15 protein-coding genes and 1 tRNA gene are annotated in these 14,704 nt (G+C 44.3%); 7 read left to right on the forward strand and 9 right to left on the reverse strand.

From position 1 onward, the window contains the following. Window positions 1–6: 6 nt before the first annotated feature. Together ICN48_RS07985 and ICN48_RS07990 are read right to left on the reverse strand one after the other, a co-directional pair. Entirely contained in the window at window positions 7–411 is a 405-nt protein-coding gene (locus tag ICN48_RS07985; protein WP_216153198.1) for a heme-binding protein, read from the reverse strand. Between the two features lie 148 nt (window positions 412–559). After that, the gene (locus ICN48_RS07990) at window positions 560–1,744 is read right to left on the reverse strand and encodes an alanine--glyoxylate aminotransferase family protein (protein WP_216153178.1); all 1,185 of its coding nucleotides are present in this window, start codon (window positions 1,742–1,744) and stop codon (window positions 560–562) included. Between the two features lie 205 nt (window positions 1,745–1,949). Here ICN48_RS07990 and ICN48_RS07995 point away from each other — a divergent pair, with 205 nt between their 5' ends. Further along, window positions 1,950–2,636, forward strand: coding sequence for a GntR family transcriptional regulator (locus tag ICN48_RS07995; protein WP_216153179.1), 687 nt, complete (start codon window positions 1,950–1,952; stop codon window positions 2,634–2,636). Continuing rightward, a complete protein-coding gene (locus ICN48_RS08000; protein WP_216153180.1) occupies window positions 2,633–5,728 on the forward strand; it encodes an FAD-binding and (Fe-S)-binding domain-containing protein in 3,096 nt (1,031 codons plus the stop codon). Before ICN48_RS07995 ends, ICN48_RS08000 begins: the two co-directional genes overlap by 4 nt. 12 nt (window positions 5,729–5,740) lie before the next feature. Here ICN48_RS08000 and ICN48_RS08005 read toward each other — a convergent pair whose 3' ends face one another. The 3 genes from ICN48_RS08005 to queG are packed head-to-tail and all read right to left on the reverse strand — an operon-like array spanning window position 5,741 to window position 8,012. Beyond that, complete coding sequence (locus tag ICN48_RS08005) at window positions 5,741–6,100, reverse strand: AzlD domain-containing protein (protein ID WP_216153181.1); 360 nt, start codon at window positions 6,098–6,100, stop codon at window positions 5,741–5,743. Next, window positions 6,097–6,882 (reverse strand): AzlC family ABC transporter permease, encoded by a 786-nt coding sequence (locus tag ICN48_RS08010; RefSeq protein WP_216153182.1) that lies wholly within the window; start codon window positions 6,880–6,882, stop codon window positions 6,097–6,099. The genes ICN48_RS08005 and ICN48_RS08010 overlap by 4 nt, the downstream gene beginning before the upstream one ends. Before the next feature lie 26 nt (window positions 6,883–6,908). Beyond that, a complete protein-coding gene (gene queG / locus ICN48_RS08015; RefSeq protein WP_216153183.1) occupies window positions 6,909–8,012 on the reverse strand; it encodes a tRNA epoxyqueuosine(34) reductase QueG in 1,104 nt (367 codons plus the stop codon). Window positions 8,013–8,055: 43 nt separating this feature from the next. Between queG and tsaE the strand changes: the two genes are divergently transcribed. The 3 genes from tsaE to ICN48_RS08030 all read left to right on the forward strand — a co-directional run bounded on the left by tsaE (window position 8,056) and on the right by ICN48_RS08030 (window position 10,126). Beyond that, window positions 8,056–8,598, forward strand: coding sequence for a tRNA (adenosine(37)-N6)-threonylcarbamoyltransferase complex ATPase subunit type 1 TsaE (gene tsaE, locus ICN48_RS08020; RefSeq protein WP_216153184.1), 543 nt, complete (start codon window positions 8,056–8,058; stop codon window positions 8,596–8,598). A gap of 6 nt (window positions 8,599–8,604) precedes the next feature. After that, window positions 8,605–9,963, forward strand: a complete 1,359-nt coding sequence (locus tag ICN48_RS08025) for an N-acetylmuramoyl-L-alanine amidase (protein WP_216863769.1) — start codon at window positions 8,605–8,607, stop codon at window positions 9,961–9,963. A gap of 87 nt (window positions 9,964–10,050) precedes the next feature. Then, window positions 10,051–10,126: transfer RNA gene (locus ICN48_RS08030), tRNA-Lys, on the forward strand. 165 nt (window positions 10,127–10,291) lie between these two features. Here ICN48_RS08030 and ICN48_RS08035 read toward each other — a convergent pair. Then, window positions 10,292–10,930, reverse strand: a complete 639-nt coding sequence (locus tag ICN48_RS08035) for an NYN domain-containing protein (protein ID WP_216153185.1) — start codon at window positions 10,928–10,930, stop codon at window positions 10,292–10,294. A 566-nt stretch (window positions 10,931–11,496) separates the two neighbouring features. Next, the gene (locus ICN48_RS08040) at window positions 11,497–12,333 is read right to left on the reverse strand and encodes a hypothetical protein (protein WP_216153186.1); all 837 of its coding nucleotides are present in this window, start codon (window positions 12,331–12,333) and stop codon (window positions 11,497–11,499) included. Window positions 12,334–12,777: 444 nt separating this feature from the next. On the opposite strand from ICN48_RS08040, the gene ICN48_RS08045 reads away from it, so the two are divergent. Continuing rightward, window positions 12,778–12,975: an antitoxin VbhA family protein gene (locus ICN48_RS08045; protein WP_068948940.1), complete on the forward strand. Its 198-nt coding sequence runs from the start codon at window positions 12,778–12,780 to the stop codon at window positions 12,973–12,975. Then, window positions 12,953–13,543, forward strand: coding sequence for a Fic family protein (locus ICN48_RS08050; protein ID WP_216153187.1), 591 nt, complete (start codon window positions 12,953–12,955; stop codon window positions 13,541–13,543). Before ICN48_RS08045 ends, ICN48_RS08050 begins: the two co-directional genes overlap by 23 nt. Window positions 13,544–13,722: 179 nt before the next feature. Here the strand turns inward: ICN48_RS08050 and ICN48_RS08055 are convergent, their stop codons facing one another. Beyond that, window positions 13,723–13,818, reverse strand: a complete 96-nt coding sequence (locus ICN48_RS08055) for a DUF2252 family protein (RefSeq protein ID WP_216153188.1) — start codon at window positions 13,816–13,818, stop codon at window positions 13,723–13,725. 225 nt (window positions 13,819–14,043) lie between these two features. After that, on the reverse strand, window positions 14,044–14,541 hold the full coding sequence (locus ICN48_RS08060; protein WP_216153189.1) for a cupin domain-containing protein: 498 nt from the start codon (window positions 14,539–14,541) through the stop codon (window positions 14,044–14,046). Window positions 14,542–14,704 lie beyond the last annotated feature (163 nt).

Below are 14,704 nucleotides of genomic sequence, written 5' to 3' on the forward strand. Positions count from 1 at the left end.
GGTAACTTACAGGATGGCCGCAATGCCAGCCTTAGCGGTTTCAGCATCCTCGGTCGATTTAACGCCGGAAACGCCGACTGCGCCGATGGTAAACCCGTTTACCTCGATATTGACCCCACCCTCCAACATGCCCGAAATATGTGGAGCAGATAAGAAAGAAATGCGGCCGTTATTAATAATTTCTTCGTAAACGCGACTCTCGCGCTTACCCATTGCAGCTGTACGTGCCTTCTCTTGTGCAATGTAAGCAGATACTGGCGCACAACCATCGCGACGAATTAAACCCAACACATGACCGCCATCATCACAAACGGCAATAGTCACTGCCCAGTTATTGGCAGCAGCATGTTTATCTGCTGCATCCAAAATCTTTTGAACATCAGCTTGAGTTAAGTAAGGTTTAGTAGCCAACATGTTTAATCTTTCTGTCTCGAATATGGTGTGATTGTTTCGTGCACTTCTATATAAGTACTTGAATTATAAGGGGTGTAGCGCGATTCCTTATACAGAATCAGGCTCCATCCCACTTAATACGCTTCTGTGTTGCTCTAAGTCCTTCTTATTTAAGGAACTCTTGGGCTGCAAGGACTCCGCTGGCCTTGGGTTTGTAACCCATAGAACCCAGACTCATCTCTACCCCGCTAAGGGCGGCCATCAAGCTCAGTTCATTGCAATCGCCCAAATGGCCGATACGGAATGCCTTACCTTTGATCTTGCCCAAACCAGTTCCCAAAGATAGGTTGAATTTCTCCAAAGCATGTTTACGCAACACATCCGCATCCATACCTTCTGGTGTCGCAATACAAGTGAGTACAGGTGAGTAGCAATCTTTATCCTGACACTGAATCTCCAGACCCCATGCGTTGACCGCTTCGCGACAAGCCGCAGCTAAACGTTGGTGACGCGCAAAAATCGTATCCAATCCCTCGGCCATCATCATGTCCATCGCTTCATGCAATCCGTACATGAGATTGGTGCTCGGTGTAGTTGGCCAGTAACCTGTTTTATTGGATTCGAGAATTTCATCCCAAGCCCAATAGGCTTTTTGCAATTTGTTATTTTTACTGGCTTCAATTGCTCTTGGTGATAAGGCATTAAAGCCAATACCTGGCGGCAACATCAAGCCTTTTTGTGAGCCAGAGATAGTGACATCAGCGCCCCACTTATCATGCTCATAGTCCGCTGAACCCAAGCCAGATACGCTGTCTACGAGCAATAAGGCTGGATGCTTTAAAGAATCAATCGCTTTACGAACTGCAGCAATATTGGAGGTCACGCCGGTCGAAGTTTCGTTATGCACAACGCAAACCGCTTTGATCTCATGACCAGTGTCTTTACGTAAACGCTCTTCAATCACGGATGCATCAACACCCCAACGCCAAGAGTCTTGTCCCGCTTTACCAACTACTTCCACATCCAAACCAAGGCGCTTACCAAGGGCCCGCCACAAGTTAGCAAACTGACCAGTTTCATAGAACAGCACTTTGTCACCAGGATTAAGAACGTTTACTAATGCGCCTTCCCAAGCACCCGTTCCAGAAGCTGAATAAATAATGACTGGTTGCTCAGTTTTGAAAATCTTTTGGATGCCATCTAATACCTTCAGACCAAATGCACCAAACTCTGGACCACGATGGTCAATCGTTTGATAGCTAATGGCACGCAGTACGCGTGGGGGAACAGGGCTTGGGCCAGGAATATGTAAAAAATGGCGTCCTGATGCGTGGTTATCAAGTTTCAACATGCTGTGTCTCACTTTTAAAGTGTTTATAGGTAGTTATTTCTGGCACTAGTGTATGCCAAATTTTGGGAAATTTCCATTTTGCATACAAATTATTTTCAATGCTCACCAGAATAAAGCCTAATTTAAGCATTTAAAGGCTATATTTATGCTTTAAGATCGTTTATTCTTATTTTGTATACAAATTATTAAGGCCGGGGGTTGATCCATGACAGTACTAGAACAGCCAAATTCACAAAATTTGCATGAAGCTACTTTCGAGAAGCTCAGATCCCTCTTGGTTGAAGGCAAGATTGCCCCAGGTAGCAAACTCAATGAACGCGAATTAGCCGAGAGTCTCAATGTCTCTCGCACCCCCATTCGTGAAGCGATTCGCCGGCTAGCTGCCGAAGGCTTAGTGGAATTAATCGCCAATCGTGGTGCCATCGCCGTACAACTCAGTCTTGAAGATGTTTTGAATACGTTTGATGTGATTGCAGATCTCGAGGGCTTCTCCGGAGAATTAGCAGCCAAGAATATTAATGATGCCACCCTCTCTGAATTAGAAGCCCTTCAATATGAAATGATGGCTTCTTATGCGCGTCGTGATTTATCGAGCTATTACAAACTCAATTTACGCATTCATCATTTAATTAATCAGGCGGCAAACAATCCTGTTTTGTCTAAGCTATTTACTCAAGTCAATGCACGCATCGAAGCCTTGCGCTTTCGCTCCAATCAGGATGGCGTGAAATGGGAGAAGGCAGTTGAAGAACACCAAGAGATGCTTGATGCCCTTAAGGCACGCGACAGTGTTCGTATGCGCAAAATTATGATCCAACACGTCAGAAATAAACGTGATGTAGTAGCTCAATTACTCCAATCCGAATCCCCGTTAGAAACTGTCAAATCATGAATAAGCCTCTAGACCTTAAAGAACTCATGGTGGATCAGGTAGAGCTCGCTAAGCGCTTACGCCAAGAGACTTCTGGCGATGTGATGACTGATAGCGCAAGTCGTGGGCGCTATGCGACTGATGCATCTATTTATCAAGCGATGCCAGTTGCGGTTTTTGTACCAAAGACTGCGCAAGATATTGCTAGCGCTATACAGATTGCAGCAGAAATGGGTGTGCCAGTTCTACCGCGTGGAGGAGGCACTAGTCAATGCGGACAAACTACTGGTGCGGCTTTAGTCATTGATAACACCAAATACTTCAGAAATGTTTTAGACCTCAATCTGGACAAAGGCTATGTAGAAGTTGAGCCTGGCATTGTTCTAGACCACCTCAACGGCTCACTAAAGCAATATGGTCTTTGGTATCCAGTTGATGTCTCTACTGCTGGGCAAGCGACTATTGGTGGCATGGCAGGCAACAACTCTTGTGGCAGCCGCTCGATTGCTTACGGCAATATGGTCCACAACGTTTTAGGTATTGATGCCTGGCTAGCAGACGGCAGAATTGCGAACTTTAGCGATTATGCAAGCAGTACTGGTGCGGCAAAGCAGTTGGGTGATTTTGTTAAAAACTTAGCTACGACTCTCCAACCAGAAATCGAGGCGCGCTTTCCGAAGGTTCTAAGGCGTGTAGCTGGTTATAACTTGGATATCTTTAATCCACAAAGTGAGTTGCCTTACACCCAAGATGGCAGCGTGAATCTTGCTCATCTATTGGTAGGTAGCGAAGGCACCCTTGGGTACTTTAAGTCACTCAAGCTTAAGCTAGCGCCTTTGCCACAACACAAAGTATTAGGCATTGTGAACTTCGCTAGTTTCTACAAAGCAATGGATAGCGCACAGCATATTGTGAAGCTTGGCCCTACCGCTGTTGAGTTAGTTGATCGCACCATGATTGATCTAGCGCGTAGCAATCCCAGCTTTAAGAAAACTATTGAAACTGCCTTAATTGATCACACAACGCAGACTCCAGAAGCCATCTTATTAGTAGAATTTTCTGGTGAGTCTCATGCACCATTGCTTGAGAAGCTCAAAGCCTTACAAGAGCTTATGAGTGATTTAGGTTTACCGGGCTCAGTAGTGCCCATGCCTGATGCATCCTTACAGAAGAACTTGTGGGAAGTGCGTAAAGCAGGCCTGAATATCATGATGAGCCTTAAAGGTGATGGCAAGCCAGTGAGTTTTATTGAAGACTGCGCGGTTCCTCTAGAGAGTTTGGCTGATTACACCCAGGCCCTCACTGATGTCTTTTCTAAATATGGATCACGTGGCACTTGGTATGCCCATGCTTCTGTAGGAACACTGCATGTGCGCCCTATTTTGGATATGCGCAGAGATGGCGCCCAAAAGATGCGTGCCGTTGCTGAAGAAGCTTCTGCCTTAGTACGCAAATACAAAGGCGCTTATAGCGGTGAGCATGGCGATGGCCTTTGCCGTGGTGAATGGATCTCTTGGCAGTTTGGTCCAAAGATTACAGAAGCCCTTGCTGAAATTAAACATGCATTTGATCCAAAGGGATTATTTAATCCTGGCAAGATCATTGATCCACCAAAGATGGATGACGCAAGTAACTTCAGGTTTACACCAAGCTATAAAGTTATTCCATTACAGCCTGCATTAGATTGGTCTGCTTGGAACGTGCAGAACGATCCTGTCACAGAGGCAACCACTGCACCCGGCACCGGTGGTGATCCCGCTATGGGGTTAGCTAAAGCAGTAGAGATGTGCAATAACAATGGCCACTGCCGGAAGTTTGATGCTGAAGTAATGTGCCCTAGCTATCGCGTGACACGTGATGAGAAGCACCTTACCCGCGGCAGAGCAAATACTTTGCGCCTGGCGCTTTCGAATCAACTCGATCTAAAAAGTGGAACATCGCCCGAATCTTCTCCATTAGCAAGCGACGCCATTAAGGACGTCATGGAGCTGTGTGTGAGCTGCAAGGCCTGCCGTCGCGAGTGCCCCACTGGTGTGGATATGGCGAAGATGAAGATTGAGTTCTTATCTGCTTACAAGAAGCGAGTTGGTCACTCCTTACGAGATTTGGCGGTTGCCTATTTACCTAAATATGCCTACACCATTAGCGGCATTCCATTCTTGCCGACCTTATTAAACTTACGCAATCACATTAAACCCATTGCAACACTACAAGAGTGGGTCATGGGAATTTCTGCACAAAGAAGCCTACCGATCTGGAAGAGCAAGACTTTCTGGAACCAGCAGGGGGCAAATTCTTATCAATACACGCCAGAGCAACTGGCTAGCAATACCGATGGCAAAGGTGTTGTTCTATTAGCTGATACCTTTAATGCTTATTTCGAAGATGAAAACCTACAAGCAGCATTGAAAGTACTCAATGCTGCAGGCTATCGAGTGCATATTCCGCACAAGAGTCAAGCAAACAAAATAAACCAAGCCAATACCAATGAAAACGGCTGTTCCAAAGAGTTTTGCTGTGGCAGAACTTATTTGGCTGCGGGCATGGTTGATAAAGCTAAAGAAACGCTTGGTGAGTTGGTTGATCACCTCGCGCCCTATGCTGATAAAAACATTCCGATTATTGGTTTAGAGCCTTCATGCTTATTTACCCTGAAGGATGAAGCCTTAGTAATGGGCTTTGGCGATCGCGCTGTGACTGTTTCTAAGCAAGCGCAATTACTAGAAGAGTTCTTGGCTGGTGAAGTAAGAGCAGGCAAGCTCAAATTGAACCTGAAGGCAGCTGATAAGTCAGTGTTATTTCATGGTCACTGTCATCAGAAAGCATTTGCCGCAGTAACTCCGGCAATGGAATTACTCAAACTCATTCCCAATGCAGAGCCTAAGCTGATTGAATCATCTTGCTGCGGTATGGCTGGTAGCTTTGGTTATGAGGCGGAGCATATTGAAGTGTCTAAGGAAATGGCAGAAGCCAGTCTATTGCCGAGTATTCGAAAGTCACCGAATAGTTGGGTGGTAGCAGATGGTACGAGCTGTCGCCATCAAATTGCCGATGGCACTCAACGAGAAGCTGTGCATATCGCCAGAATTTTGGCAGCACATCTCTCAGCTTAAAGAATTAGCCTATTAACGAATCACGCCGTAACTCACCATCAACAAGGTTCCAGTCAATAAGGCTGGAACCAAGCGGCGAGTTGGCTTTGAGATCATCACGCCAATTGCTAAGGCGCAGATCAGAATGCGGATCCACAAAGGCACTGTAGCCATCAAGCCTAAAGGCATCACAATCAAGCGCACTGTTAAAGCAGCAACCATTGCATAGGTCACAGCAGCTAACCAGCGGAAGACTTCGCTATCCTGGTTGATGCTTTGCGATAGCAATACGCCAATCGCGCGACAAAAGTATGTACCAACACATGCGCCCACCAAGGCGATCCACAAGCCCCAGCCTGAAAGCGCGTTAGCCATAGAATCTATAGCACTCATCCAACCACTCCAGATTTCTTGCGTAAGAACTTGCGATCAATAAAGTAAGCCAGAGTACCTGCGACCAAGCCAGAAGTTAACAAACTGGTATCGCGATCGAGCACAAAGAAGATTGGTCCAAAGATGCAGCCTAAGAAAATCGCAATGCGATTAATCCAGGGCTTCACTTCAGTGAAAGTCAGCAAAAAGAACAGTGGGTTAATAAAGACAAGGCCTAGAGTCACAGCGGGAGGCACCATGCCAGCCAAGTAAAAGCCTAAGATGGTTCCCGGAATAGAGATTAGCCAACATAGTAATCCCAAGCCAACAAAATAACTGAGGCGATGCTTCACTTCAATCGCATGAAACTCGCGCATGGAGATAGCCCATGCTGTCATTGCCAGCAAATGCACGGAAGCATACAAACTGCGATTACGATCTTTTTGATGAAACTGTGGAAAGAGCGTCACTGTCATGGTGATAAAGCGCGTTGATGTGAGCGTGACTGCTAATGCGATTGCAACAACAGATGATCCTGTAATCGCCATCTCGAGCAAGACAACCTGCCCCGGTAACGCAAACATGAAGAATGAAGTAAAGGTGGTGAACCAAACATCAAAGCCATTGGTTTTACCCATGGCACCAAAGCCCACCATGCCAGCAAAGAGCACCATTGCAGGAGCACCTGCCGCATCCCGAATACCAGACCAAAAGGCATCACCTGGATTTTTAAAGCGTTGCGCCGTAGACTCCTCTAGCGCGATTTCGCTAGGATCAATATAGGGCTGGTCTGCAGATGACATAGATTAATTGTAAGCCTAGTCACTTTTTAAGCCTTGCATTCGCCTAGGGCCCATTCAATATGCTCGGCCACCAAAGCATTAGCATCTACGAGGGCCGTATTTAAAGCCGAGCGTATTGCTGACTTATCGGTATCTGCTACAGCAGAGTTTGCCAGCGCATTACCCATTGCTACCGCTAAATTACGACGCCAGCGGCTATAACCAATTCTGCGAATAGCGCTGCCTTCATGGCGTTGCTCAAACTCCGCTTCAGTCCAAGACCATAAATGCAACAGACTTGCATGCCCCAAGCCATGACGTCTTGCAAAGTCTGGTAGCTCAGTGCGCTTAGCAAACTTATTCCAAGGGCAAATGAGCTGGCAGTCATCACAACCGTATACGCGGTTGCCCATGGCTTTTCTGAACTCCTCTGGGATGGAGTCAGGATTCTCAATCGTAAGATAAGAAATACATCTTCTAGCATCTAATTGATATGGCGCAGTAATGGCTTGCGTTGGACACACATCAATGCAAGATGTACAAGTTCCGCAATGCTCTTCAATCTCTTGATCTAATGGAAGCGGAACGTCAACCAAGATCTCGCCCAAGAAAAACGTGGAGCCAGATTCTCGATTGAGTAAAAGCGTATGTTTGCCACGCCAACCTAATCCCGCTTTGCGCGCTAGCTCTACTTCCATTAATGGAGCTGAATCGGTAAATACGCGATAGCCTAATTTACCAATACGTTCTTCGATGAGTTGGGCAAATTCTTGCAAGCGATTACGAAGTACTTTGTGATAGTCGCGCCCCCTGGCATACATTGATACCACTGCTTGAGTAGGATCCTTTAGTCTTTGCCACTCAGTATCAAAATCAGTTTCGGGTGGGAGGTAATTCATGGATACACAAATCACGCGCACGGTCCCGGGAACCAAGAGTTCGGGATTAGAGCGTAAATCAGCGTGGCGCTGCATGTATTCCATTTGGCCGTGACGACCCTGCTCAAGCCATTCTTTTAGGCGATCAGTCGCAGATCCTAAATGGGTGTCAGTAATCCGCAATCCATCAAACCCAAGCTTAGTCGCTTGGGCATTGAGCCAATCACGCAGATTGGACTCATCTAAGGATTGAGGGCTAGTAGATAAAAGCATATGGAATACAGAATGTAGCGCAAATATTGAATAAACTAGGGGAATGGCTCAAACACCGGCAACGACAACGAAGGCAATCCCTCTTACAGCAATAGAACTCTATTGTAGGCAGGAAGCCGATACCGCCTCTCTTGCTAAGCATCTAGCAGCCAGTTTTGAGCACTTTCTGACTAAGCAGCCAGATTCACACTTAAATATCTCCTTAGAGGGCGATCTTGGCGCCGGCAAAACTACTTTTGCCAGATACCTCATTCAGGCACTGGGTCATGACGGCAAGGTAAAGAGTCCTACCTATACTTTGTGCGAGCCTTACCCACTGCAATTAAAAGAGCAAGCAGTCACTATTCACCACTTTGATTTATATCGCATGCGTGATCCCCTAGAATGGCAAGAAGCAGGATTTGCAGAGCATTTTGATGTTCCTGGTATTTGCTTAATCGAGTGGCCAGAAAAAGCTGAGGGCACTCTACCCGCTTTTGATATTCAGATTCAGCTATCTGCTGGTACGGATGAGAATGAGCGCACTATTAAGATCAACAGCTTGAGTTCATCTGGAACTAGTGCATTGCAAGAGATTAAGCCCTAGCAATACATGAGCACTAAAAAGATCAAACCAAAGATCAACCTCTCGAAAAGACTAACACTCAAGACTTCAGCGAAGTTCTTAAGCTTTGCACTCTTGCTGACAGAGCTCGATATTGCCTGGGGTGCCAAGATATTAGGTGTACGCGTCTGGCCATCTGAGGACTACACCCGCGTCACTTTGGAATCTGACACACCACTACCGATTACACAGCAGATTTTGACGAACCCAGATCGCTTGGTGGTTGATGTGCAAGGCTTGGAATTAAATCCGACCCTCAAAGATTTAGTAACCAAGGTCAAGCCAAACGATCCGTATATCTCACAAGTTCGGGTTGGGCAATTTCAGCCAGGCATTGTGCGTTTAGTGTTTGACTTAAAAGAACCGATCAAGCCACAACTGTTTACCCTAGAGCCGGTTGGTGAGTACAACTACCGCATGGTATTTGACTTGTACCCCACTACCCCACCAGATCCTTTGATGGCTTTAGTGAGAAGTAGCGCCAAGAAAGAAAGCGCCCTGGAAAAATCTAATGAGGAAGTGGACCTGATTGCGCAGTTCGCTACCAAGAAAGAAAAGGAGCTTGCTAAGACTCCAGCCGCTCCAGTTGCACAAGCTATTCCGGATCCAAAGGAATTACCAGCGCCCGCTAAATACAAGCGCTTGATCACCATTGCGATTGATCCAGGCCATGGCGGCGAAGATCCTGGCGCTATTGGCGCTGCGGGCTCAAGAGAAAAGAATGTCGTACTCGCTATTGCCAAGAGGCTCAAAGATAAGATTGAAGGCGAAGCGTATATGCGCCCTTTCTTAACCAGAGATGGTGATTACTTTGTACCACTCCATGTCAGAGTACAAAAAGCACGTCGTGTAGAAGCTGATTTATTTGTATCTATTCATGCGGATGCTTTTATTGAAAGAAATGCTAAAGGTGCATCAGTATTTGCACTCTCTCAAATGGGGGCAAGTAGTACTGCTGCACGCTGGATGGCCAATAAAGAAAATGCTTCTGACCTGATTGGCGGCATCAATATCAAGACGCAAGATAGGCAGGTTGCTAACTTGCTATTAGATATGTCGACTACTGCCCAGATTAAAGATTCCCTGCAGGTGGGCAACTCCATCTTGAAGCAAATCGGTGGATTTGCACCCCTACATAAAGCCAAGGTAGAGCAAGCCAGCTTTGCTGTTTTAAAGGCCCCAGACATCCCTTCAATCCTTGTAGAGACCGCTTTTATTAGCAACCCACAGGAAGAGGCTAGGTTGAATGATGACGGCTACCAAGATCGGATTGCAGAGGCTATTTTGAGAGGAATTAAGGACTATTTTTCCAAAAATCCACCGGTTGCCAGACGGATAAATTCATAAGCCACTTGTAACTACAAGGGCTGAGAGGCAGACCCCACAAACCCAGGGAAGACCTACAAACTTCTTGCTATAATTTATGGCTTAACTGGGTCGGTAGCTCAGTCGGTAGAGCAGCGGACTTTTAATCCGTTGGTCGCGAGTTCGAATCTCGCCCGACCCACCAGTAATACAAAGGGATCACAGAAATGTGGTCCCTTTTCTTTTGGGCAAATGGAATATGTTGGTATCCACTTGGAGCAATTGGCTATTTATTAGACCGCAATCAGTTGATATTTGTGGCTAGGCGCCCCAATGTAAGACACTTAAAAATAAGCAGGAGAGTGAATTTTTACCAGCTCTTTGGCTTAGTAATCTCAGTGTTTGGTATAGCATCCGGCAAAAGACTTTGCTCTAAGGCCCACTGCCGAATTGGAATGAAGAAATTAGCATACTTCTTTAGCTGCCATGAGGGCTTACGCTTAGGTGCACCAGGAGTTACGAGGCCAATCACTTTCTTATGTTGCTCTTTCACTAACTGCAAAGCCGACGCTAAGTCAGAGTCATTTGAAACGATTACAGCGCAGTCATAAGCATTAGCCCAAGCATCATTTAAGACATGTAAAGCCAAGTTAACATCAGAACCTTTTTCTTCAGTCTTAAAAATTTCAATTTTATTTGGTGGTGGATTAGCATTCTCAGCAAATACTTTATGACGCAAGAAATGGCCAAAATGAGTTTCAACTTCTGGGCAATATACTTTCAACGCTCGAAAGTAAGTGTCTTGACGAATATTGACTTGTGGGTCACGCTCTGTTGGTTGCACCCGAGCTGTAAAGTATTTGATCTTAACTAGCTCATTTTCTTCACCCAGGACCGTCTTGAAGAGCTTGGTTAAATTCAGCCATTTATGACGACTATCTTTTAATTGCCCATAGTAGAAATTGAAACCATCAATATAGACAATAGTTCTTAATTTAGATTTGGTCACTCAAAACCCTCTTTAGAAAAAGCAAGGGCCTCCGAAGAGGCCCTGCACCTGACAGTCGAAACCATCAGGGTAGTAGTGAGGTAATGATAGTGCTAATTGGAGTCCAAAACAATACCCCTTAGGCTTTTTAATCATTGATACAACGGTATCTATAAATCCGATTAATCGCACACTCAATCGCACACTTCTTTTAGGCGCTTGCTATGCATTGATTTACATAGGGTTTTGAAGAGCCACGACTTCTTTTAATCCGTTGGTCGCGAGTTCGAATCTCGCCCGACCCACCAAGATGTATAAGGCTTTAAAGGCGAAATGCTTTTGAAGCCTTTTTTCTTTTTTAGCGCCATGTATTGGCTATGTATTGGTTGCGAGGCTAAAACACCCACTTTAGGCAGTTGTATACCCCCCCCTAGTCAACTTACTGTGCAGAAAATTGGTGTCCCAGTTACTTATAAATTAAACGGAAAATTTTTAAGTTCAAAGGCTCTCTTTGGCATTCGATGCCCTCTCTAGAACTCGAGCTCTTGAGAGAAAAACTCATTTCCCAGAACTAGAAGTGATTTTTATTAATCTAATAATCGGGGGAAAATATCAGTTAAATCAAACCTCTCTTCCAAAAGCTTGTAGTCCGCTTTTGGCACATAAAAAGAATGCTTTACAAAGACACCCTGGCTAGCCCTCTCATTAAAAAGGCGATTTCTTTCAAAATTACTAAACAAAGAAATTTGAGTATTTTTTTGTTCTAGCATAGTTGAGTACTCAAAAAATTCTGAAACCGTCTTATCTCCCTCATGCCAATGCATATCAAAACCTTCATCCCTCTCCCTCGCAATAAGTGATGAATAAACTCTTTTTCGAACCTCAACTCTCTTGGAAATTTGCGATGGAAATAAATATCTGACATGAGCCATAGGGATAGAAAGCTCTAATTGAGGTGAATGTTTATCAGAAAAATGAAAACCATTGCTCCAATTGGGTACCTCTTTAAAAATTAACGGCTTACACATTCCTGAATGAGCTAGACCTAAAATTCTTTCACTCCCATCAAGAACTCCTGGATAACAATCAAATCCACAGACATATACAACTGGGTAGTCAGCTAAATCACTTTCATTGAAATAATCAAGGGCTATGAGTTCATCGCAATCAGCATAGATCCCATAGTCATAATATTTTAAAAGGCCATCGGCAATATTTTTAACTAATGACAGCCTATCATTTTCTGAAAAATCTCTGTCGCGTGGAATATATATTCTGTTTACCCCTTCAGGCACAAAGTTATCTGAAGAGCCATGGTCAATTACATAAATGCTATTTAAAGGAAAAAATTGGGAATAATGCTTTATAAAAATAGGAAGTAAAAAATTTTCTTCGTACTGCATTGTCAGTAAAAATTTAGTCACAATTAAGTCAATCTATTTATTAATAAGCTTAGGTTCAATTTATTAAATTAATGCTATCTTAATAAATTATCTAATCCACATCTTATCTCATCAAGTCTTTTTGGTCTTTTAGTAATCTATTTATCAATTTAATAAATTCCCTCAGAATTCATTTGAAGACTATTGCTTGCAATTAATACAAGCTTGCCAAGCCGGGATAGAGAACCCATACTCAGATTTCCGTCACTCAATATGTCCGCTAACAGACAGACTATTGAGCCAGATATCCTTACAGTAATCCGTTGGTCGCGAGTTCGAATCTCGCCCGACCCACCAGTAACGCTAAGCCTCGCTTCTGCGGGGCTTTTTTATTACTTACATCATCCCTCCAAATAGCTATTTAAAGCCTGATTTAGAGCTATTTTATGGCTAGGAAATCACCCCCAAATCGACTAAAATAGAGCTATGCCAACTAAGTTTGCCAACCAATCTCAAGCTCGCCAATACAACGTTTCTAACGCTGTGGCTTCCGCTCGGATTGAAGGCATTGTTCCAACTAAGCAGTTAGAGCAAAACCTCACTGATTACGTTGCCGGCAAAAAGAGTATTGCGCAAATTTTGGAAGAAACTAAGCAACGCTATGTCACGCTACGACGCGGATGACACCTACTGCTACCCAGGTACGGACGTACTTCGAAACAAAGCAGAAATAACTAACGCACAAGATTTAGACACCTACGAAGGTGAGCTGTCTACTTTGCGATCAATTGAAATTCTAGAGAGACCCATAGCAGGTCAATTTGATCTTGCCCATCTTCAGCGCATTCACTTAGCCCTCTTTCAAGATGTATATGACTGGGCCGGGAAGATTCGCACAGTAGATATAAGTCGTGACAATAGTCGTTTTGCTAATGTGCGCTTTATTGAATCTGCGGCAAACGATATATTCAACAAACTAGCTCGTGAAAACTGGCTTAAGGAGCTAGATTCAAACTCCCTATCAAAACGGCTGGCTCACTACTTATCAGAGATAAACGCTCTTCATCCTTTTCGAGAGGGGAATGGTCGCGTACAACGCATTTTTATCTCCAAACTTAGTGAATCAGCCGGCTATCAACTCGACTACTCCGACCTGGAGCAGGAACAAATTTATCAAGCAATGGAGCTAGCCTTTAATGGCAATGAATCCATTCTTGCCGATCTCATTTTGGAGCGCCTGGAGAAAAGCTAAGTGGCTTGAGCAATTTACCACCCTGTCTGAGCTAATCAGACCTCTTTAAGCCCGTTGGTCGCGAGTTCGAATCTCGCCCGACCCACCAGTGATGCAAAATGAGTCTTGAGATCATGAACTTATAAATCTGCTTCAGATATGGCCTTGATTACCCCTTTTCTGACAACACTAGGCAATTCCTAATAGTCTTTCTCATTTTGATTGGCGTACTTTACCGAAAATTGGCTAACAGCCTCATCAAATTCATCCATCTTACCGAGATAATCTGAAATCATCGCTGCGTTAAGCCTTACGTAAACTCTTCCCCAACTCAATACTTGATGAACTCTTTAAGACAACGTCATCTGCCTTATTAGTTTGCTTCATAGGTATGTTTTTGCACTTAATATAAAAATATGCCATCCCATACTGAAGACAAGAGCCAGTCCTACGAATAGTATTTACCAAGCCCCAACAGGGGTACTCTCAAAAATCACTAAAACATAAGCTGAAAAGCCTGACTATGCCTTGGTCGCTCTCGTAAGCGCTTTAATAGCCTGGATGCTACTAGAGGAATGGCCAAACTCCTCTAATAAATAATCTCTCTTTCCCATTTCAAAGTCATTGAAGTCAAATCCTGGGGCTACTGCACAACTTACCAAGCAGAAAGAAGATGTATTTATGGATTTGGCTGAGAACCAAGTATTAGCCGGAATGGTGTACTGAAAATTTCTGGATTCAAACCCAAGCTGTATGGTCTGCAGTAATTTATTTTCATCAAAAAAATAAATGAGCACATCGCAACCCACATGAAAGTACCAAGTTTCATCGGATTTAATGCGATGCCATGATGAGAAGTCATCTCCCGCAAGAAGGTAGTAAATACTGGTATAGGCATTCCTGTCACCCAGGCTAATAGGTTTAACAATCAGCGGTGACCGATACATTTCTCTATAAAAGCCGCCCTCAGGATGCGGCTGAAGATTGAGCACATTAATTAGGGAGTCAACGTCCTGCATATCTAATTTTCTCTACCTATTCTTATAAATCTTTAGGGAAACACAGATTTATTCACCCCTCATGACAACCTAAGCATCCCATCAAACGTTATTTACTGATCAACTCCAATCGAGATCAGTAATGACCAGCGCAATCAATCCACAACTTAGTTTTGCTCAGATC

The organism is Polynucleobacter sp. JS-Safj-400b-B2 (assembly GCF_018881975.1).
Lineage (GTDB): Bacteria > Pseudomonadota > Gammaproteobacteria > Burkholderiales > Burkholderiaceae > Polynucleobacter.